Annotated in this window: 12 protein-coding genes, 1 tRNA gene and 3 rRNA genes; 7 read left to right on the top strand and 9 right to left on the bottom strand. The window is 50.2% G+C overall.

Going from position 1 to position 22091, the window contains the following annotated elements; all coding sequences use genetic code 11:
* The first annotated feature begins 82 nt into the window (after window positions 1-82).
* Both WM95_RS02055 and WM95_RS02050 read left to right on the top strand, forming a co-directional pair.
* A complete protein-coding gene (locus WM95_RS02055; RefSeq protein ID WP_000194034.1) occupies window positions 83-3199 on the top strand; it encodes an HsdR family type I site-specific deoxyribonuclease in 3117 nt (1038 codons plus the stop codon).
* Between the two features lie 220 nt (window positions 3200-3419).
* Window positions 3420-3758, top strand: coding sequence for a 5-fold beta-flower protein (locus tag WM95_RS02050; RefSeq protein WP_000117288.1), 339 nt, complete (start codon window positions 3420-3422; stop codon window positions 3756-3758).
* Between the two features lie 184 nt (window positions 3759-3942).
* Here WM95_RS02050 and WM95_RS02045 read toward each other — a convergent pair whose 3' ends face one another.
* The 6 genes from WM95_RS02045 to WM95_RS02020 form a co-directional block, all read right to left on the bottom strand.
* Window positions 3943-4920 (bottom strand): 5'-nucleotidase, encoded by a 978-nt coding sequence (locus WM95_RS02045; RefSeq protein WP_021544648.1) that lies wholly within the window; start codon window positions 4918-4920, stop codon window positions 3943-3945.
* 56 nt (window positions 4921-4976) lie between these two features.
* Complete coding sequence (locus WM95_RS02040) at window positions 4977-5954, bottom strand: hypothetical protein (RefSeq protein WP_001033549.1); 978 nt, start codon at window positions 5952-5954, stop codon at window positions 4977-4979.
* Window positions 5955-6769: 815 nt separating this feature from the next.
* A 5S ribosomal RNA gene (gene rrf, locus WM95_RS02035) occupies window positions 6770-6885 on the bottom strand.
* Between the two features lie 73 nt (window positions 6886-6958).
* Window positions 6959-9863: ribosomal RNA gene (locus tag WM95_RS02030) — 23S ribosomal RNA — on the bottom strand.
* Window positions 9864-10055: 192 nt separating this feature from the next.
* Window positions 10056-10131: transfer RNA gene (locus tag WM95_RS02025), tRNA-Glu, on the bottom strand.
* Window positions 10132-10215: 84 nt separating this feature from the next.
* Window positions 10216-11755, bottom strand: a 16S ribosomal RNA gene (locus WM95_RS02020).
* Together the 16S, 23S and 5S rRNA genes with 1 tRNA gene alongside form the textbook arrangement of a ribosomal RNA operon.
* A gap of 496 nt (window positions 11756-12251) precedes the next feature.
* Between WM95_RS02020 and WM95_RS02010 the strand changes: the two genes are divergently transcribed.
* Complete coding sequence (locus WM95_RS02010; protein WP_045355284.1) at window positions 12252-13205, top strand: nickel/cobalt transporter; 954 nt, start codon at window positions 12252-12254, stop codon at window positions 13203-13205.
* 33 nt (window positions 13206-13238) lie between these two features.
* On the opposite strand, the gene proP is transcribed toward WM95_RS02010, so the two are convergent.
* Entirely contained in the window at window positions 13239-14741 is a 1503-nt protein-coding gene (gene proP / locus WM95_RS02005) for a glycine betaine/L-proline transporter ProP (RefSeq protein ID WP_045355283.1), read from the bottom strand.
* A gap of 648 nt (window positions 14742-15389) precedes the next feature.
* On the opposite strand from proP, the gene kdgT reads away from it, so the two are divergent.
* The gene (kdgT, locus tag WM95_RS02000; protein ID WP_023310099.1) at window positions 15390-16382 is read left to right on the top strand and encodes a 2-keto-3-deoxygluconate transporter; all 993 of its coding nucleotides are present in this window, start codon (window positions 15390-15392) and stop codon (window positions 16380-16382) included.
* 44 nt (window positions 16383-16426) lie between these two features.
* Here the strand turns inward: kdgT and WM95_RS01995 are convergent, their stop codons facing one another.
* Both WM95_RS01995 and crfC read right to left on the bottom strand, forming a co-directional pair.
* Window positions 16427-17302: a diguanylate cyclase regulator RdcB family protein gene (locus WM95_RS01995; protein ID WP_063409757.1), complete on the bottom strand. Its 876-nt coding sequence runs from the start codon at window positions 17300-17302 to the stop codon at window positions 16427-16429.
* The gene (crfC, locus tag WM95_RS01990) at window positions 17299-19653 is read right to left on the bottom strand and encodes a clamp-binding protein CrfC (protein WP_063409756.1); all 2355 of its coding nucleotides are present in this window, start codon (window positions 19651-19653) and stop codon (window positions 17299-17301) included. The genes WM95_RS01995 and crfC overlap by 4 nt, the downstream gene beginning before the upstream one ends.
* Window positions 19654-20248: 595 nt before the next feature.
* Here crfC and WM95_RS01985 point away from each other — a divergent pair.
* The 3 genes from WM95_RS01985 to phnC all read left to right on the top strand — a co-directional run bounded on the left by WM95_RS01985 (window position 20249) and on the right by phnC (window position 22070).
* Window positions 20249-20584, top strand: a complete 336-nt coding sequence (locus tag WM95_RS01985) for a zinc ribbon domain-containing protein YjdM (protein WP_023310096.1) — start codon at window positions 20249-20251, stop codon at window positions 20582-20584.
* Window positions 20585-20664: 80 nt separating this feature from the next.
* Window positions 20665-21108, top strand: coding sequence for a VOC family metalloprotein YjdN (gene yjdN, locus WM95_RS01980; protein WP_063409755.1), 444 nt, complete (start codon window positions 20665-20667; stop codon window positions 21106-21108).
* A 173-nt stretch (window positions 21109-21281) separates the two neighbouring features.
* The gene (gene phnC, locus WM95_RS01975) at window positions 21282-22070 is read left to right on the top strand and encodes a phosphonate ABC transporter ATP-binding protein (protein WP_063409754.1); all 789 of its coding nucleotides are present in this window, start codon (window positions 21282-21284) and stop codon (window positions 22068-22070) included.
* The last annotated feature ends 21 nt before the right edge of the window (window positions 22071-22091 follow it).

Raw genomic sequence — 22091 nt, 5'->3', positions numbered from 1 at the left:
CGCCTGGTATCAGGCTTTAGGAATACCGGGAGATGCTTCTGATACCCTTCCGGACTTTGCCAGATGACGCACAGGATGCACCATGACACAACAGACACACACCATTGCTGAATCCAATAACTTTATCGTCCTTGATAAATACACCAAAGTTCTGGAGACCGGTGACAGCTACCAGAGCGAATCGGACCTTGAGCGGGAACTGATTCAGGACCTTCTTAATCAGGGTTATGAGTTTATCTCCGTTAAGTCACCGACAGCGATGCTGGCGAATGTGCGGGACCAGCTTCAGCGTCTTAATGGTGTGGTGTTTAACGAAAGTGAATGGCGGCGTTTCGCAGAGCAGTATCTCGACAGCCCCAGTGACAGTAGCCTGGACAAAACCCGTAAAATTCATATCGACTATATCTGTGATTTTACGTTTGATGATGGTCGTCTGGAAAACATCTATCTGATAGATAAAAAGAACCTGCTGCGCAATAAGGTGCAGGTCATTCAGCAGTTTGAACAGACCGGCTCACACGCTAACCGTTATGACGTCACCATTCTGGTTAACGGCCTGCCACTGGTGCAAATCGAACTCAAAAAGCGCGGCGTGGCTATTCGTGAAGCCTTTAACCAGATACACCGTTACAGCAAGGAAAGCTTTAACAGCGACAACTCCCTGTTTAAATACCTGCAACTGTTTGTGATATCTAACGGAACCGATACCCGGTACTTTGCCAGTACCACTAAGCGGGATAAAAACAGCTTTGATTTCACCATGAACTGGGCGAAGTCGGATAACACTCTGATTAAGGACCTGAAGGACTTTACCGCCACTTTCTTCCAGAAGCATACCCTGCTGAATGTTCTGTTTAATTACAGCGTGTTTGACAGCAGCCAGACGCTGCTCGTCATGCGCCCCTATCAGATTGCTGCCACTGAGCGAATCCTCTGGAAAATTAACAGCTCATTTAAAATGAAGAACTGGTCAAAACCCGAAAGCGGCGGGTTTATCTGGCATACCACCGGGTCAGGTAAAACCCTGACCAGCTTTAAGGCCGCACGACTGGCAACCGAGCTGGACTTTATTGATAAAGTCTTCTTCGTGGTCGACAGGAAAGACCTCGATTACCAGACCATGAAGGAGTATCAGCGCTTCTCTCCGGACAGTGTGAATGGTTCGGATAATACAGCAGGCCTCAGAAGAAACCTGGATAAGGACGATAACAAAATCATCGTCACAACCATTCAGAAACTCAATAACCTGATGAAAGCCGAAGCTGACCTGCCCGTCTATCAACAGCAGGTGGTGTTTATCTTTGATGAGTGTCACCGCAGCCAGTTTGGTGAGGCCCAGAAAAACCTCAAAAAGAAATTCAGACGCTTCTATCAGTTTGGTTTTACTGGTACGCCTATTTTCCCGGAAAATGCACTGGGGGCAGAAACCACCGCCAGCGTCTTCGGGCGTGAATTACATTCTTACGTAATTACTGATGCGATTCGTGATGAAAAAGTGCTGAAGTTTAAGGTGGACTATAACGATGTCCGCCCACAGTTTAAGTCTCTTGAAACGGAAACTGATGAGAAAAAACTCAGCGCGGCTGAAAACCACCAGGCATTTTTGCACCCACTACGTATCCAGGAAATAACGCAATACATTATCAATAACTTCCGGCAGAAAACACACCGAACCTTCCCGGGAGCTAAGGGCTTTAACGCCATGTTAGCAGTTAGCAGCGTGGAAGCGGCAAAAGCTTATTACACGACGTTTAAAATGCTACAGGAAGAAGCGGAGAAGAAATCTGGCAGCTATAAACGCCTTCGGGTTGCAACCATCTTCTCCTTTGCTGCAAATGAAGAGCAAAGCGCCATTGGTGATATTACTGACGAAAGCTTTGATACCAGCGCAATGAACAGCAGCGCGAAGGAATTCCTGGATTCAGCCATTGATGACTATAACAACCACTTTAAAACCAATTTCAGTACCGACAGTAACGGCTTCCAGAACTACTACCGCGATTTAGCTCAACGAGTGAAAAATCAGGATATCGACCTTCTCATCGTGGTGGGAATGTTCTTAACCGGCTTTGATGCCCCGACGCTTAACACTCTTTTCGTTGACAAAAACCTCCGTTATCACGGCCTGATGCAGGCATTTTCCCGCACAAACCGTATCTATGATGCCACCAAAACCTTCGGCAATATCGTGACGTTCAGGGACCTGGAGCGTCCGACCATTGATGCCATCACACTTTTTGGCGACAAAAACACCAAGAATGTGGTACTGGAAAAAAGCTACGAAGAGTACATGCAGGGCTTTACCGATGCGGCAACCGGTGAGGCTAAACGAGGTTTTATGGCTGTTGTTTCGGAGCTGGAGCAGCGCTTCCCTGACCCGGCCAGTATCGACAGTGAAAAAGAGAAAAAAGCCTTCGTCAAACTGTTTGGTGAATATCTGCGGGCAGAAAACATCCTGCAAAACTACGATGAATTTGCCACGCTGAAAGCCCTGCAGAAGATTGATATTAGTGACCCGGAAGCGGTAGAAACCTTTAAAGCAGAGCACTATGTGGATGATGAAAAATTTGCTGAATTACAAACCATTCGTCTCCCGGCAGAACGTAAAGTTCAGGACTATCGCTCAGCATACAATGATATCCGGGACTGGCAGCGACGCGAAAAAGCAGCAAACGACAGGGATAAATCAACCACAGACTGGGATGACGTGGTGTTTGAAATTGACCTGCTGAAGTCGCAGGAAATTAACCTGGACTACATCCTTGGTCTGATTTTCGACCACAATCGTCAGAAAAAAGGTAAAGAAGCCCTGACTGAAGAGGTCAGACGCTTAATCCGCTCAAGTCTGGGCAACCGTGCCAAAGAAGGTCTGATTGTTGACTTTATTCAGCAAACTAACCTTGATGACATGCCGGACAAGGCCAGTATCATTGATGCATTCTTTACCTATGCTCAGCGTGAACAGCAACGGGAAGCAGAGGCGTTGATTAAGGAAGAAAACCTCAATGAAGAGGCTGCAAGGCGCTATATCCGCACATCACTAAAACGGGAATATGCTACCGAAAATGGGACGGAGTTAAACGAGACGCTACCAAAGCTCAGTCCGTTGAATCCTCAGTACAAAACGAAAAAGCAGACTGTATTCCAGAAAATTGGGGCGTTTATCGAAAAATTTAAAGGGGTTGGTGGACACCTCTAGTAGCCAGATAAAAGAACAATGCGCCACCGCAATTTATAGGTAAGATTGTATCTTTTAAACTGCGTCAGACCTGTATGATCGATGAAGCGCTGGTTAATGTTAATGCTAACTGGATGAATTTTTAACGCACATTCAAACAATTAGCGTCCAGAACTCACAGAAACCACTGCTTGATTTTGGATGGTAAAGTACTGAATAGATGTATCACAGGAGAATACTTATGAGCGTAACTATAAAAGACGATCGACTCAGGACTATCGCGACCTTTGATGGCAAGACCTTGAAAGATGATCGACTGAGGACCATCGCGACGTTTGATGGTAAAGCCCTGAAAGACGACCGACTCCGCACCATCGCTACCTTTGACGGTAAAACCCTGAAAGACGACCGACTCCGCACCATCGCAACATTTGATGGGAAGACCTTGAAAGACGATCGACTCCGCACCATCGCAACTTTTGATGGTAAAACACTTAAAGACGACCGACTCAGAACCATCGCGACAGTTAATGGTAATGTCAGTATTGTTGTTTTGGCGTTTGCTGCTCGGCTATTTTGAGGTTTAACATTTATGATATTATCTTTTTATTTTTACATCAAAAAAAATACCGAAGCCCATAGTTTATTTAAACGATAGATTTTATTGCAAGACTATCTTCGGCAGATAACTGTCATCTGAGAAAAATTCGTGACCATGATGATAGTTCCGCCCCGACTCATCGGGGCAATGACATTGACATAAATTAAGCTGGCTTGATTGACAATATTTGCTGATATAATGGTGAGCGAGAAGCATAAGGTACTCGGCCTGAAGGGACATATACTGATGCTGGCTCAAGGTGGACATCTTGATCATCAAAAAATATATGAGGATTGAAAGCTTTAAGTATTTTTGTTTTCTCGACCCCACCCAGAAAGAATGCCTCATCAACATTTATCCCCCAAGCTCTTAATGTTTTTATAACTCGTAGCTCGGATGGGCTATTTCTTGCTGTAACAAGAGCAATTCTTATCGGTGAATAATCAACTCTTGCAGGTAATCGGTCTTGTAATCTCGCTATTTTTTTTAGCAGCATTGCATAAGGACCTTCCGCCAAAGGTTCATTTTGCTTGGCATTTTCTTGTGCATGGAAACTGTTAATTCCTTTCGTTTTATAGACAATCTCACTCGACTCATCGAATAAGACAGCATCACCATCAAAGGCAATTCTTACCTGATCTTGCGGATATTTTATAGATTCTTTTGGCGGTTCCTTTAAAATAGCAACTGCACAGGCATTAGAGTCGATAACGCGCTGTGCATCATCAATACTGGTTGTAAGAAAGAGATCCACATTGAAAGCCTCGAGATAGTCAACCACCGTTTCACCACCTGTGAATACTGACCTTGTTATATCTACTCCTTTTTTTCTTATATTGTTCAGTATCATAAGTCCTGTATCAGGACTATTTCTTGACATAACCACTACTTCAACAAGAGGAGATTTATCAGCTTCTTTTTTATACTTATTTAGCCCCAGCAAAGCCTCTACCAAGGGAAATCCAGTTCCAGGAAGCAACTCATCATTCTCATGCAAAAGCATGTAGTCTCTGTATTGCTCAATTGCTTTTTCTGGATTGCTGGAACAGAATTCCTTAAAAAGATTATCTGATTCCTGCATATTGAAAAGTGCTGTTGAACTAATACCAATGACCAGAGTATTAGTCAAATCATAAGCCATAACTATCTCCTAAGACCTTTATTAGTTAACGTTTACAATTGATTAAGAGAAAAAACCTATTCATATTCAATACCCCATTCGTTTATTTTAAGTTTTTTATTTAACGAGAATTGGTTTATCAAATCAATATATTCTTTAAAGTCTGGATTCAATTCAATAAGACGATTAATAGTTTGCCAATCTAAACTTATTTTTTCTTTTGCTTGAAGAAGAATCTGACTTTCAGACGGATTATGTACATCGAGGAGGATAACGCCAATACCATGTGCCGCATTCAGAACAGTTAACTCATCAATACAGTTATTCTCAATGCTTGCAGCTACAAGATAGCCATAGTGAGACCATGATGAGTTAGAAACGGTCTGAAAGTATGCCTCTCTAACGTTCGAAATAACTAAAGATTTTTTTACTTCAAAAGACCAAAGAAAAGCACGTTTACCACCAAGAATTGAAACCGCATCCTTAGTCAAGGACGACCAATTATGACCAATATCCTGGACCCCTATAACATCTGGATGTACCCACTTATTACTCTTGAAGGCTCCCTTTTTGGATTTCTTTTCATCTACACGACGAACAAGCACGTTTAATGAACTCGAAGTATACTCGCTTAGAAGAGGATATAATTCATGCTCAGAATAAAATTCGCCATGGGGATCAGAAACGTCAGCATCATCCGTGACAAAGATATCTTTATTTAATTGTATGCCCTTTGCCTCATCATCTGACCAAAGATACTTTCTAGGTTTTCCTGCCGTCACATTAATATGAGCATTTCTCTTAACCAGCGAAGGTCTTTGGGCGCCTATCTCTGCCGCTACCTGGGAGATTAGGTCTTCAACACTCGAAAGATGTTCTGATGAAGCAAGTTTCTTTTCTGCGTATTCAGGAAAGCTTTCGCAAACTTTGATTGCCAATTGCCTGGCGGTAAACGGAACATTAGGGCTTGCCTTAAGTACGAACAAAGTCATACCAATCAATGTTTTAGTTTTATGACTAACAAGAAAATCTGAGTCAGCTTTTATTTTGTTCACACCCTATCCTTTTGTGCTTCAACGAGACCAAGAGCCTGGAACAACAGAACTCTTCTTTATTCTCTCCAACTATATCAAAATTGCTCCACGTAGTAGTAACCTTAGTTACTGTAATTGCTTTAAGTGAGGTTTACCGTGACTATCTCGAACTTTCAATATGTTCACGATCTAGCCAATGTCATGAAACATCAAGAGCTTTCGAAGAAAACAAACTTATCTTAGTAAACCTTAACCTGAGGACGTCAGATGTTGCAGCTCATAACAACCAGAATCAGCCCAGATATCTCTGAAGAGCTAATTGCTTTAGCTTGCTCATTATGAAGTACTCTCACCTAATGCAATATAGTTGTTAGAACTGGGATACGAAGATGGGCCATCTTAAACCAAGGCAATTTGATGGTAGGATTATGGTAGCTTCGAAACGCCGTATTTAAGCAATACTTAAGTCATGAAGAACCAAACTTAAACATTTTTCTCAAGGTAAACCAGTAAAAAACTGTTAGTGCTGATGGATCGTTTGGTCTTTTTTGAAGGGATTGAAAATCCCCGTGTCCTTGGTTCGATTCCGAGTCCGGGCACCACTATTTAAAGAACCCAGCCTATGGCTGGGTTTTTGCTTTTCTGCGTTTATACATCCCTTCTTTGTATTCCTGTTTCTCTTTGCCGTGGGATCGTGCGGTCTGCGTTGCCGGATGGCGGCTTTGCCTTTTTCGGTCTACTGAGCCCGCAGGCCCGGCAAGCACAGCGCCAACGGACTTTTTTGCGCACAAAGCAAAAAACCCCGCACCTTTCGGTGCGGGGTTCTTCTATTTGATGCCTGGCAGTTCCCTACTCTCGCATGGGGAGACCCCACACTACCATCGGCGCTACGGCGTTTCACTTCTGAGTTCGGCATGGGGTCAGGTGGGACCACCGCGCTAAAGCCGCCAGGCAAATTCTGTTAAATCTGTATCAGGCTGAAATTTGATTGTGTCGTCTCTTCGCCGAAACAGCTTCGGCGTTGTAAGGTTAAGCCTCACGGTTCATTAGTATCGGTTAGCTCAACGCATCGCTGCGCTTACACACCCGACCTATCAACGTCGTCGTCTTCAACGTTCCTTCAGGACCCTTAAAGGGTCAGGGAGAACTCATCTCGGGGCAAGTTTCGTGCTTAGATGCTTTCAGCACTTATCTTTTCCGCATTTAGCTACCGGGCAGTGCCATTGGCATGACAACCCGAACACCAGTGATGCGTCCACTCCGGTCCTCTCGTACTAGGAGCAGCCCCCCTCAATTCTCCAGCGCCCACGGCAGATAGGGACCGAACTGTCTCACGACGTTCTAAACCCAGCTCGCGTACCACTTTAAATGGCGAACAGCCATACCCTTGGGACCTACTTCAGCCCCAGGATGTGATGAGCCGACATCGAGGTGCCAAACACCGCCGTCGATATGAACTCTTGGGCGGTATCAGCCTGTTATCCCCGGAGTACCTTTTATCCGTTGAGCGATGGCCCTTCCATTCAGAACCACCGGATCACTATGACCTGCTTTCGCACCTGCTCGAGCCGTCACTCTCGCAGTCAAGCTAGCTTATGCCATTGCACTAACCTCCTGATGTCCGACCAGGATTAGCTAACCTTCGTGCTCCTCCGTTACTCTTTGGGAGGAGACCGCCCCAGTCAAACTACCCACCAGACACTGTCCGCAACCCGGATCACGGGTCTACGTTAGAACACCAGCCATTAAAGGGTGGTATTTCAAGGACGGCTCCACGCAGACTGGCGTCCACGCTTCAAAGCCTCCCACCTATCCTACACATCAAGGACCAGTGTTCAGTGTCAAGCTATAGTAAAGGTTCACGGGGTCTTTCCGTCTTGCCGCGGGTACACTGCATCTTCACAGCGAGTTCAATTTCACTGAGTCTCGGGTGGAGACAGCCTGGCCATCATTACGCCATTCGTGCAGGTCGGAACTTACCCGACAAGGAATTTCGCTACCTTAGGACCGTTATAGTTACGGCCGCCGTTTACCGGGGCTTCGATCAAGAGCTTCGCGTTGCCGCTAACCCCATCAATTAACCTTCCGGCACCGGGCAGGCGTCACACCGTATACGTCCACTTTCGTGTTTGCACAGTGCTGTGTTTTTAATAAACAGTTGCAGCCAGCTGGTATCTTCGACTGATTTCAGCTCCACCCGCAGGGGCTTCACCTACATATCAGCGTGCCTTCTCCCGAAGTTACGGCACCATTTTGCCTAGTTCCTTCACCCGAGTTCTCTCAAGCGCCTTGGTATTCTCTACCTGACCACCTGTGTCGGTTTGGGGTACGATTTCGTGTTACCTGATGCTTAGAGGCTTTTCCTGGAAGCAGGGCATTTGTTACTTCAGCACCGTAGTGCCTCGTCATCACACCTCAGCGTTAAAAGGTACCGGATTTACCTGGAACCTCCGCCTACATGCTTAAACCGGGACAACCGTCGCCCGGCTAACATAGCCTTCTCCGTCCCCCCTTCGCAGTAACACCAAGTACAGGAATATTAACCTGTTTCCCATCGACTACGCCTTTCGGCCTCGCCTTAGGGGTCGACTCACCCTGCCCCGATTAACGTTGGACAGGAACCCTTGGTCTTCCGGCGAGCGGGCTTTTCACCCGCTTTATCGTTACTTATGTCAGCATTCGCACTTCTGATACCTCCAGCATGCCTCACAGCACACCTTCAACGGCTTACAGAACGCTCCCCTACCCAACAACGCATACGCGTCGCTGCCGCAGCTTCGGTGCATGGTTTAGCCCCGTTACATCTTCCGCGCAGGCCGACTCGACCAGTGAGCTATTACGCTTTCTTTAAATGATGGCTGCTTCTAAGCCAACATCCTGGCTGTCTGTGCCTTCCCACATCGTTTCCCACTTAACCATGACTTTGGGACCTTAGCTGGCGGTCTGGGTTGTTTCCCTCTTCACGACGGACGTTAGCACCCGCCGTGTGTCTCCCGTGATAACATTCTTCGGTATTCGTAGTTTGCATCGGGTTGGTAAGCCGGGATGGCCCCCTAGCCGAAACAGTGCTCTACCCCCGAAGATGAGTTCACGAGGCGCTACCTAAATAGCTTTCGGGGAGAACCAGCTATCTCCCGGTTTGATTGGCCTTTCACCCCCAGCCACAAGTCATCCGCTAATTTTTCAACATTAGTCGGTTCGGTCCTCCAGTTAGTGTTACCCAACCTTCAACCTGCCCATGGCTAGATCACCGGGTTTCGGGTCTATACCCTGCAACTTAACGCCCAGTTAAGACTCGGTTTCCCTTCGGCTCCCCTATACGGTTAACCTTGCTACAGAATATAAGTCGCTGACCCATTATACAAAAGGTACGCAGTCACACCACGAAGGTGCTCCCACTGCTTGTACGTACACGGTTTCAGGTTCTTTTTCACTCCCCTCGCCGGGGTTCTTTTCGCCTTTCCCTCACGGTACTGGTTCACTATCGGTCAGTCAGGAGTATTTAGCCTTGGAGGATGGTCCCCCCATATTCAGACAGGATACCACGTGTCCCGCCCTACTCTTCGAGTTCACAACCTGTGTGCTTTCGTGTACGGGACTGTCACCCTGTACCGTGCGACTTTCCAGACGCTTCCACTAACACACAAGCTGATTCAGACTCTGGGCTGCTCCCCGTTCGCTCGCCGCTACTGGGGGAATCTCGGTTGATTTCTTTTCCTCGGGGTACTTAGATGTTTCAGTTCCCCCGGTTCGCCTCGTTAACCTATGTATTCAGTTAACGATAGTGCAACGAATTGCACTGGGTTTCCCCATTCGGACATCGCCGGGTCAAAGGTTCATATCACCTCGCCGGCGCTTTTCGCAGATTAGCACGTCCTTCATCGCCTCTGACTGCCAGGGCATCCACCGTGTACGCTTAGTCGCTTAACCTCACAACCCGAAGATGTTTCTTTCGATTCATCATCGACTTGCGAAAATTTTAGAGACTCGAACACACCATTAAGATGTGTCGTTTCAATTTTCAGCTTGATCCAGATTTTTAAAGAGCAAATATCTCAAACGTCACCCGAAGATGAGTTTTGAGATATGACGGCAGGTGACTTTCACTCACGAACCAGCAAGTGGCGTCCCCTAGGGGATTCGAACCCCTGTTACCGCCGTGAAAGGGCGGTGTCCTGGGCCTCTAGACGAAGGGGACGTAAAGTCTCAATCGCAAGACGCCTTGCTATTTACTTTTCATCAGACAATCTGTGTGGACACTACAAAGGCAGGTTCTTTAAGGTAAGGAGGTGATCCAACCGCAGGTTCCCCTACGGTTACCTTGTTACGACTTCACCCCAGTCATGAATCACAAAGTGGTAAGCGCCCTCCCGAAGGTTAAGCTACCTACTTCTTTTGCAACCCACTCCCATGGTGTGACGGGCGGTGTGTACAAGGCCCGGGAACGTATTCACCGTAGCATTCTGATCTACGATTACTAGCGATTCCGACTTCATGGAGTCGAGTTGCAGACTCCAATCCGGACTACGACGCACTTTATGAGGTCCGCTTGCTCTCGCGAGGTCGCTTCTCTTTGTATGCGCCATTGTAGCACGTGTGTAGCCCTACTCGTAAGGGCCATGATGACTTGACGTCATCCCCACCTTCCTCCAGTTTATCACTGGCAGTCTCCTTTGAGTTCCCGGCCTAACCGCTGGCAACAAAGGATAAGGGTTGCGCTCGTTGCGGGACTTAACCCAACATTTCACAACACGAGCTGACGACAGCCATGCAGCACCTGTCTCAGAGTTCCCGAAGGCACCAAAGCATCTCTGCTAAGTTCTCTGGATGTCAAGAGTAGGTAAGGTTCTTCGCGTTGCATCGAATTAAACCACATGCTCCACCGCTTGTGCGGGCCCCCGTCAATTCATTTGAGTTTTAACCTTGCGGCCGTACTCCCCAGGCGGTCGACTTAACGCGTTAGCTCCGGAAGCCACGCCTCAAGGGCACAACCTCCAAGTCGACATCGTTTACGGCGTGGACTACCAGGGTATCTAATCCTGTTTGCTCCCCACACTTTCGCACCTGAGCGTCAGTCTTTGTCCAGGGGGCCGCCTTCGCCACCGGTATTCCTCCAGATCTCTACGCATTTCACCGCTACACCTGGAATTCTACCCCCCTCTACAAGACTCTAGCCTGCCAGTTTCGAATGCAGTTCCCAGGTTGAGCCCGGGGATTTCACATCCGACTTGACAGACCGCCTGCGTGCGCTTTACGCCCAGTAATTCCGATTAACGCTTGCACCCTCCGTATTACCGCGGCTGCTGGCACGGAGTTAGCCGGTGCTTCTTCTGCGGGTAACGTCAATTGCTGAGGTTATTAGCCTCAGCACCTTCCTCCCCGCTGAAAGTACTTTACAACCCGAAGGCCTTCTTCATACACGCGGCATGGCTGCATCAGGCTTGCGCCCATTGTGCAATATTCCCCACTGCTGCCTCCCGTAGGAGTCTGGACCGTGTCTCAGTTCCAGTGTGGCTGGTCATCCTCTCAGACCAGCTAGGGATCGTCGCCTAGGTGAGCCATTACCCCACCTACTAGCTAATCCCATCTGGGCACATCTGATGGCAAGAGGCCCGAAGGTCCCCCTCTTTGGTCTTGCGACGTTATGCGGTATTAGCTACCGTTTCCAGTAGTTATCCCCCTCCATCAGGCAGTTTCCCAGACATTACTCACCCGTCCGCCGCTCGTCACCCGGGAGCAAGCTCCCTGTGCTACCGCTCGACTTGCATGTGTTAGGCCTGCCGCCAGCGTTCAATCTGAGCCATGATCAAACTCTTCAATTTAAGTTTGATGCTCGTGAATTAAACTTCGTAATGAATTACGCATGTTCACTCAGAGACTTGGTATTCATTTATTGTCCGGAGACATTAAGAATCCATGTCACTTTGAGTGCCCACACAGATTGTCTGATAAATTGTTAAAGAGCAGTGCAACGCGGCTTTCGCTCATCGTTGCGAGGTGGCGTATATTACGCTTTCCTCTTTCAGAGTCAACCCGTTATTTCAGGATTTTTTCTCTTCAACCGACCGGGCTGTTTGTGAAGTGATTCACATCCACCGTGTCGATGGAGGCGCATTATAGGGAGTTCTCAGCAGGCCGCAACCGCTAAATGACAGAAAAATAACTGACTGCTGCATTCCACAGCAAAACCCCGCCTTATACCCTTTTATGCACAAAGTTATCCACAATCATGAGCGGATCGCGATGCGATCCCACGAATTGAGCGAGAAGATCAACTATACTAGCGGCAAATATTCTCCTCAGTGCAGGCCCACCCTCATGACCACACAAAGCCTCGCCCGCGACTGGCGTCTCCCTACAGCAGGGGTGATGCTGCTGGCACTCCTCTTTGCCGGTTTTACCCTGCATGCGCACTGGAACGCCTTTATCCAGTGGTGCCTCGCCACGCAAATTACGCTGCACCGCTATCTGGTGATGTATCTGCTGCAGCTTAATAACCACCAGTACAGCGGCGGATTATGGCTGTTAACAGGGGCTTTCCTTTATGGTGTCCTTCACGCCATCGGACCCGGACACGGAAAGTTCATCGTGACGACCTATCTGACCACCAATAAGGAAAGCGAGCTGGCCGCCCGGGTCGTCCCCTTCCTGGGTAGCCTGATGCAGGGCGTCAGCGCCATTCTGTTTGTCTTTATTCTGGCGGTGGGGTTTAACCTCGCCTCCGGAGATATCAGTACCAGCCGCTGGTACGTGGAGAAGATAAGCGCAGTGCTTATTGGTGCATTCGGTGCTTTTGTCATTTATCAGGCGCTGAAGAGCCTGCGCCCGCGCAGGATGTCTATCTCCGCCATCAAGCCTCTTCATCAGCACGATGAACACTGTGGCTGCGGCCATCACGGCGTAGGTACAGACCTGACGCAGGGCGACTGGAAAACCCGTCTGGGCGTGATTCTGGCAATTGGCGCACGCCCGTGCAGCGGGGCGATCATGATTCTGATGTTTTCGAATGCGCTGGGCATTGTCACCTGGGGAGTGGCCGCGGTAATGACCATGTCTTTGGGCACCGCACTTTCTATTGTGGGGCTTTCCCTGGCTGTACGTTACGCCCGCGAGCGCACGGTGACCTGGTTCGGAGAAAGCGCATCATTAAGATGGCTGGTGCCAGCAGTCAAAATAGCCGGAGGGATAGTCCTGATCCTGTTTGCGACGGTGCTGTTCCTGACGGTGATCCCCGTCAGCGCCAATGGCGACTACATCGCTGCCGGATGCTAATAAAAGAAAACCCGCCGTTGGCGGGTTCCTTTATTACTCGTTGATGCGTGGATGCTGGTCCACCAGTCGGGAGCGTTTTTTCTGCAGCTCTTCAATCTCTGCGTCAATATCCTCAATCTTCTGCTCTACGTTATCGTAGTGCTCGCGCAGGATCTCTTTCGCTTCCTGGATGTCAGACGCCGCAGGCGTTGCGCCTTTCAGAGGGCGATTCGCCGTCTCCTTCATGGTAAGACCGGTAATCAAACCAATCACCGCAATCACCATCAGGTAATAGGCCGGCATCATCAGGTTCTGCGTGCTCTCGACCAGCGAGGCGGCAAGCGTCGGGGTCAGACCGGCAATCAGCACCGAGATGTTAAAGGCCGCGGCCAGCGCGCTGTAGCGAATATGCGTCGGGAACATCGCGGGTAACGTTGAGGCCATCACCCCGATAAAGCAGTTAAGGATCACCGCCAGCATCAGCAGACCGGCAAAAATCAGCCCCAGCACATCACTGTTAATCAGAATGAATGCCGGAATTGCCAGAGCAAACAGCGCAACGCTTCCCAGAATAATGAACGGTCGACGACCAAAACGGTCACTCAACAGACCCATAATCGGCTGCACAAACAGCATACCCACCATGATGGCGATAATAATCAGCACACCGTGATCTTCCGAGTAGTGCAGGTTATGCGACAGATAGCTCGGCATGTAGGTCAAGAGCATGTAGTAGGTCACGTTGGTCGAAATCACCAGACCAATACAGGTCAGCAGGCTGCGCCAGTGTTTAGTGGCAATCTCTTTGAACGACACCTTCGGACCATCCTGCAGCCCTTCGCGGTCACCCTGCTCAAGTTTATCGACGTGCTGCTGGAAGGCAGGCGTCTCTTCCAGCGCATGACGCAGGTAGAGGCCAATAATCCCCAGCGGCAATGCCAGGAAGAACGGAATACGCCAGCCCCAGTCGAGGAAGTTATCTTCACCCACCACGGTTGAAATCAACACCACGACGCCCGCACCCAGGACAAACCCGGCAATCGAGCCGAAGTCCAGCCAGCTTCCCATAAAACCGCGCTTACGGTCCGGGGAATACTCGGCAACGAAGATCGAGGCACCGGTATATTCACCGCCTACGGAGAAGCCCTGGGCCATCTTACAAATCAGCAGGAGAATGGGTGCCCAAATGCCGATGGTGGCGTAAGACGGTATAAGGCCGATACAGAATGTACTGATCGACATAATGACGATGGTGATGGCCAGGATCTTCTGACGACCATATTTATCGCCGAGCATACCGAAGAACAGACCGCCCAGCGGGCGAATCAGGAAGGGAACGGAGAACGTACCCAGTGCGGCGATCATCTGCAGGCTGGGATCGGCCCCGGGGAAAAACACTTTACCTAACGCATAGGCCACAAAGCCGTAGACACCAAAATCGAACCATTCCATCGCATTACCGAGCGAGGCTGCGGTAATCGCTTTACGCAGCTTTGCGTCATCAATAATGGTGACGTCGCGAAGCGTGATGGGTTTAATCTTTTTCCTTCTCAGCATAGCTATCCTCGTTGACTCGGCCCTGTCTGTTTCACAGTCCAGTTAGTGTTCTGTGAACCATGGGATCCGCTCCATGCGAATCGCCTTATTCAAGCGTAGCAGGTTTACTTACATTGACGTTTTACGTCGATACAACCGAACCTGTTGACGCCTGCCTGGGCAGTTAATGACCTTTTTACCCTACCAGCGTTTATATTTGTGATCAACTTCACATATATTTTCACGTCTCGTCAACTCAGTCCAATTTTTGTCAAGGAGTGCAAATAAGTACTTCCTTACCCCACCTAAAGGACATCCTCCCGCGCGTCATTATTTCTTTCTTAACGGAAAAACAAACCACGTTAATTCACATCAGGTTTACATAAATTTTCATCAACAGGAACCGGCCTCAGGTTTTACATTGAATATGTGATACAGATAACCAAAACAATGTTTTATTTTCATTGAATCAATATTCCAATGATCGCATCATAAATCCGAATTCAGCGTTTTATGTGTTTCAGAAAAAGGTTAATTGAGAGCACGCATTTAATTTTGTTGCAGGGCTTTCGAAAAAACACCGCAAGCAATACGAGCAATCTATTGAATTTATTGACTAATTTCTAACACCTATCACCCGTCCTGCGGGATCCGATGTGAGGTTTGTCTATGAAGATTAAAGCCACGATAGAACGTATACCCGGCGGCATGATGCTGGTTCCGCTGGTGCTGGGCGCCATCCTGAATACTCTTGCTCCCGATACCGGAGCCTATTTCGGTGGTTTCACAAAAGGCATGATAACAGGCACGGTTCCCATTCTTGCCGTCTGGTTTTTTTGTATCGGCGCATCCATTAATTTGCGGGCAACGGGGACAGTATTACGGAAATCCGGCACGCTGGTGATAACCAAAATAGCGGTAGCCTGGGCGGTGGCAATGATATGCGCGATGTTCATTCCGGAGAATGGAATTCAGACCGGGTTCTTTGCGGGTTTATCGGTCCTGGCGATTGTCTCGGCAATGGATATGACCAACGGCGGATTGTACGCCAGCCTGATGAACCAGTACGGAACGAAAGAAGAGTCCGGCGCATTTGTGTTGATGTCTCTGGAGTCCGGCCCATTGATGACGATGCTGATCCTGGGGTCTGCTGGCCTGGCCTCGTTTGAACCGCACCACTTTGTCGGCGCAATCCTGCCCTTCCTGGTCGGTTTCGCCCTTGGCAATCTCGACCGCGATCTGCGTGATTTCTTCAGCAAAGCCACGCCGGTGCTGATTCCGTTCTTCGGTTTCGCACTGGGGAACACCATCAACCTGAAGGTCATTCTCGATACCGGCCTGCTGGGCATTGTGCTGGGTGTCGCCGTGATCGTCATCACCGGTATTCCGCTGATTATTGCCGACCGCGTAATCGGAGGAGGAAACGGCACGGCCGGCGTCGCCGCCTCTTCAGCCGCGGGGGCTGCTGTTGCAAACCCGGTGATTATCGCCCAAATTAACCCGGCCTTCGAACCGGTCGCCGCTTCAGCGACGGCACTGGTTGCCGCGAGCGTAATTGTCACCGCGATTCTGGTCCCCATCATCACGGCGCTGTATGCGAAACGCTACGGGAATATGCAAGAGACCCTGCCTGAACCGAAGCCGATAGAAATGAATCATTAACACACCGCACCATTCCCTCTCCCAACGGGGAGAGGGTGAGGGATTTACCCAAAAATCTCTTCCACCATCCCGTCCACCAGCCGTTTTGCCGAACAGAGCCTCGGCATACCCAGCGCGACAGTCTGCCAGTTTTGCGTCACTGACCAGCTCACCGGATGTTGATCCGCCTGACACCAGTCCCCCAGCCAGCCCAGCATGTCTTTATGATCGATTAAACCCGGAGAGGCCGGCGTTGTCAGCCACTGGTGATAGAAATGGCGGGTCGTGGGGGACGCATTGATGCCCTGTGCCAGATAGTTAGCCGCCATGCTGCGCAGGTTATCCTTAAGCATTGCCGCCACATCTTCATTCGCGAGACGGCATGCGTCACCAAATGCCCCCCAGCGCAGCTCTTCCAGGACGATAAAACAGCGCCCGGCCAGCGACCAGCCATCATAATGCCCGGCCCGCCAGCGGGTAAAAATCTGCTCGCTGTGCTCACCCGCCTGCACCGTCAGCCCGCGCTGGGTTAGCGCCTTCTCTTTATATGCGGCGCGTTGGGTAAAATGAGAGGCGAGTTCAGCGTACTGCTGCATCAGCCCCGGGGAGTGCTGGGCGCGCGGGTGAGTCTGCTGGCGCAAAGCAATCAGTTTCTCTGCCATCAGCGTCAGGGCGAGATGGCCCGGGTCAAGCATGCCGGCCAGTTTTTCCGCCAGCCCCAGGCGCAGCGCTGCATTTTCATTGAGCATACCCGCCATCGCCCAGGGGCGTAGCCGGGTATGCGTCATGATTTCCTGAGTCAAACGCTCACGAAACTGAAGCTGTTGTGGTCCCAGGTGAGGATGGCGCGCCGCGTCCACTCCCTGCACCAGATCGACCATAAATCTTGGATTAATACACTCCAGCGTTCGCCCGGGACCGTCCAGTAGTGGTGTTGTCATGGTTGCTCTGCCGCGAATAGAGTTTGAATATCATCGCGTAACAGTCGGGTATCTTCCTGTATCCACGTCGCAGTCGTAATACTTTGCTTCAACAGCTGGCAGAGCGCTCGGGTTGAATGCTCATTCTGTTGACGTACTGCGAGGCTATCACGCAAGCTTTCCTGTAACCCGGTCAGGCACAGCGAAAATTCTGCAAAGAACGTCGCCATTCCTGCCGTAACAGAGACATCGACCTGCGCGGACAAAGCTTTACGTATTTGTTCACAAAACAGCTCAATATGTTGCTTAAATTTGTCATGCAGCTGCGCAATATCGATAACATAGCGCGTGCGCGTTTCCACATACTCATCCCAGCCCCAGCCCGGATTATTGAGCCAGCGAGAGACCGTTTCTCGCATGCTGCTCCCGCCTGATGGCGGACCTGCCAGGCTGTCATCCTGCGCTATCGCATCGTTAAACAGCGCCCGCGTGTTGAAGTTGAGCTGGTGAGCCTGAAACGCCGGGAAACTGATTCGCGCCCGAAAACCCGCATGGCTCAGATGCTCTTTAATACGCGTTTCGATGGGGCGCATGGCTTCGTTCAGGGAACGCGCCAGCGTAGATTCAAGCTGGTCGAAGCGTAACGCCAGCTCCCGGCAGATTTTCGTCTGTGCATCCAGCATCACCCGTTCGCAGGAGGAGCGGATTTTACTTAGCGCGATCTGCGCCTTCCCTTCATCGTCCAGAACCAGCTGCTTCAGCTCGTGCGGCTCGTCACCGTGAGGGTTCTGCCGATCGATGCCAGCCAAATCAAGAATATACTGAGCGCTGAACACCTCGCCAATCGCCTGGTTAAGCGCGGTTTTTTGCGCTCCCATAAAGTCCGCGGTGGCGTTCAGCGCCTCCTCAACTTCATGTTTCACCTCATCGCTCACCACGCTCTGACGCGTCTGGAGAAGCGCCATATCCTCTTCCAGACGTGCGATATTCAGTTCCAGCGCCTCAAAGGCAACCGTCAGCCCCTGATAGCGGAAGTCGAGGTACTCCCGGGCATTTTGTGCGTAGTTGAGCAGCTTGTGCGAGGCCGAACGCAGCGCGTAAAGCGAGGCATTGGCATAGGCGGCGTAGATCAGCTTGCGTATCGGTTGTTCGAAAAGCGAATCTTCCCAGAGCAAATCGGCAGAATGACGAATATGGTCGATATCGTCCAGGTCCGCCGTACGCCAGCGCCGCCCAAGCGCCGCTTCGGCAAAATCCTGCACCCAGGGTTGCTCCTGATGATCCGGCAGTTGTCCGTGGGTACTCATCTCGTAGCGAGCGCGGTTTGCCAGATAGGCCCACATGGACGAAACGGGGTAGATCTGGCCAGGCGAAATATTGCCTTTCATTAAGGTGCCGGAGATCATCGCCCGGATCTGCTCTTCATCGTCGCTATTGCGATCTTTCTGATCGAATTTATTGACCAGGGCATACAGCGGCACGGATTTTCCCGCCGCAGAAATGGCCTGGCGGACTTCTTCATCAGAGATGGATTTAAGCTGGGTATAATCCATCACGGCCAGCACCGCCGACGCGCGGGACAACTGCTCGCTGAGCATTTTTTGCAGATGCGGCTGTCCGGCCTCATTCGGCCCGGGCGTATCGAGCAGCGTCAGCTGTCCGAGGTGAGCATCCAGACCCGCAAGATGCACGAACTCCACTTCAATCACCGGAATGTGTTCGATGGCGGCATATTCAGAGAAGGGAAACTCCACCCCTAACGCCTGGGAAAGCCTCACCAGGTCATTGAGGCTTTTCAGACAATGAAATATCGGCTGCGCGCCCAGGTGATGCTTCTCAAAAGCCTCTCCTTTTTCAATGCGCTCCAGCAGCGTATTCATGTCTTTATCAATTTCCAGATGCTGAGCGAGCTTTCCGCGATCGTAATCGCATAGCTTTTTCTGGAGCAGTTGGATCAATTCATCAATGGGCGAGGCATGTGAGAAATGCAGCACCGGCTCCTTCTGACCCGGCGTGTGGCGAATCAGAGTAGGAAGCGCCGTCATCGGACGATTGCGGTTCGGCAACACTTCGGTCCCCACAATCGCATTAATGGTGGTCGATTTCCCCGCTTTCATAGTGCCCACAATAGCCAGGACCATTTCCAGCCGGGTTATTTTTCGTAATTCATTATTCAGCATCGCCTGCTGCGCTTCGACACCGCGCGCGCTAAAATGCAAAGGTAAAACGTTGTTCTTTTCACCCGTAATAGCAGCCGCGGTGCTCTCCAGCATCGCAGTCGGCATTGATTTCAACGTATCAAGGTTTTGCAGGGCGAGCTGTAACAAACGCTCAGCTTCCTGGCTTAATTCAAAAATGGTCTGTGTGTGCATGATAAAAGCCTTTCCTTAACGCAAATTTATTACTTTTATTAAGCCACTGGTATTAATTATGTTGTTCAGGCTTATATGATCACGTGTGGAAAACATGTTCGCCGAAATATAACTGATTGATGATAATCAGAAATAATTCGCTATCCTTGCATGGCGTGTATAGCTCCCCTCCTGGCCTGAAGGCCAAAGGAAAAAAGCGTAGCCCAATTTTAAGAAACTTCAGGATATATCATCATTATTTACCCACCTAAAAAGAGAGGTAATACGCCCCTGCCAAAAGATATGGATGGCAGCGAAGTCAGGAGATAAATAACAATGTGTCGCTTCACCTTATCCGAAATGAAGGAGCGTAGCAATTTGCTGCAATAAAATATTCGATATATTTAGCGTCATTTCTTCCCACCGTGTTAATGAGGTAAGCATCGCTTAACTGACTGACAGGAAGTGTCACTCCCGATACGCTTTTTGCATTTTTTTAATTCACAATGTCACCGACAAACGTGTGGATTTGCGCTATACTTGCCGCCTTTTTCGGCACGCTGCCGTCATTTAGCTGGCACTTTCCAGCGCGTTTACACTTTTTGAGGATACCGATATGTCACTCCCACACTGCCCAAAATGCAATTCTGAATACACCTATGAAGATAATGGCATGTTCATCTGCCCGGAATGCGCTCACGAATGGAACGATGCCGAACCATCACACGATGCTGATGCACTTGTCGTAAAAGATGCGAACGGCAATCTGCTGGCGGACGGCGACAGCGTAACCGTGATTAAAGATCTGAAAGTGAAGGGCAGTTCTTCCATGCTGAAGATCGGCACCAAAGTGAAGAATATCCGTCTGGTTGAAGGCGATCATAATATCGACTGCAAAATTGACGGCTTCGGTCCGATGAAGCTGAAATCAGAGTTCGTGAAAAAGAACTGATTTACCCGCCCGGTGGCGCTTCGCTTACCGGGCTTGCGGGAACTACACTTAACGAGCTTTTCTTACGTGAGGTAAAGATTATGCCGTTAAGTCCCTACATCTCGTTCGCCGGCAACTGTGCAGAAGCCACTTCTTTCTACCAGCAAGCCGTCGGCGCAGAGCTTCTCTATAAAATCACCTTCGGCGAAATGCCAAAAAGCGATAACAGCGAAGAAGGCTGTCCGTCCGGTATGCAATTTCCGGATTCGGCTATCGCTCACTCCAACGTCCGCATTGCGGGCAGCGATATCATGATGAGCGACGGGATGCCGCCGGGCAGCAACGCGCAGTACGCGGGCTTCACGCTGGTACTCGATACTCAGGACGTTAATGAAGGCAAGCGCTGGTTCGACAACCTCGCCGCGGGCGGGAATATCGACATGGCCTGGCAGGAAACCTTCTGGGCACACGGTTTCGGTAAAGTCACCGATAAATACGGCGTGCCGTGGATGATTAACGTTGTTAAGCAGCAACAAACGCCTTAGGCCGGATAAGCGCAGCGCAGCAGGCAACAGCGCCCGGTGGCGCTGCGCTGACCGGGCCTACGGTGATTGTCATCAAACTCCCCTCAACTCTTCAAACTCCCGCAACCCAGACTTAACCCAAATGTCACATTGATGCGCCAGCATGAGGCCACATTTATCGTGAGGCCCAGCACATGCAAACCGTCATCCGCGTCGAGAAACTGAGCAAGACCTTCAATCACAACAAGGCTCTGCATGCCGTTGATCTGACCGTCCGGCAGGGCGACATGGTGGCGCTTCTCGGGCCTTCCGGCTCGGGTAAATCCACCCTTCTGCGCCATTTGAGCGGGCTTATCACCGGCGATAAAACGCCGGAAAGCCACGTCGAGCTGCTGGGTAATACCGTGCAGCGCGCGGGGCGTCTCGCCAGCGATATCCGCAAGAGCCGCGCCCGGACGGGCTACATCTTCCAGCAGTTCAACCTGGTGAACCGCCTGACGGTGCTGGAGAACGTGCTGATTGGCGCGCTCGGCAGCACCCCGTTCTGGCGCACCTGTCTGCGCTGGTTCTCCCCTTCGCAGAAGCAGGAAGCCTTACAGGCGCTGACCCGCGTCGGCATGGCGCATTTCGCCCATCAGCGCGTCTCCACCCTGTCCGGTGGACAACAGCAGCGCGTCGCCATTGCCCGCGCCCTGATGCAAAAAGCGCAAATCATTCTCGCAGACGAACCCATTGCCTCGCTGGACCCGGAGTCCGCCCGCATCGTGATGGAAACCCTGCGCGACATTAACCAGAACGACGGTATCACCGTGGTGGTCACGCTGCATCAGGTGGATTACGCCCTGCGCTACTGCGAACGCATTGTCGCCCTGCGTCAGGGACATGTGTTCTTTGATGGCGCGAGCCATCAGTTTGATAACGAACGTTTTGACCATCTCTACCGCAGCATTAACCGCGTCGAAGAGAACGCGCAGGCTGCTTAATTAAACCCGATCCGAGGAAAG

The sequence above is a fragment of the Enterobacter cloacae complex sp. ECNIH7 genome, from assembly GCF_002208095.1.
GTDB classification, from domain to species: domain Bacteria; phylum Pseudomonadota; class Gammaproteobacteria; order Enterobacterales; family Enterobacteriaceae; genus Enterobacter; species Enterobacter cloacae_M.
This window is presented reverse-complemented; position numbering and strand designations above follow the sequence as displayed.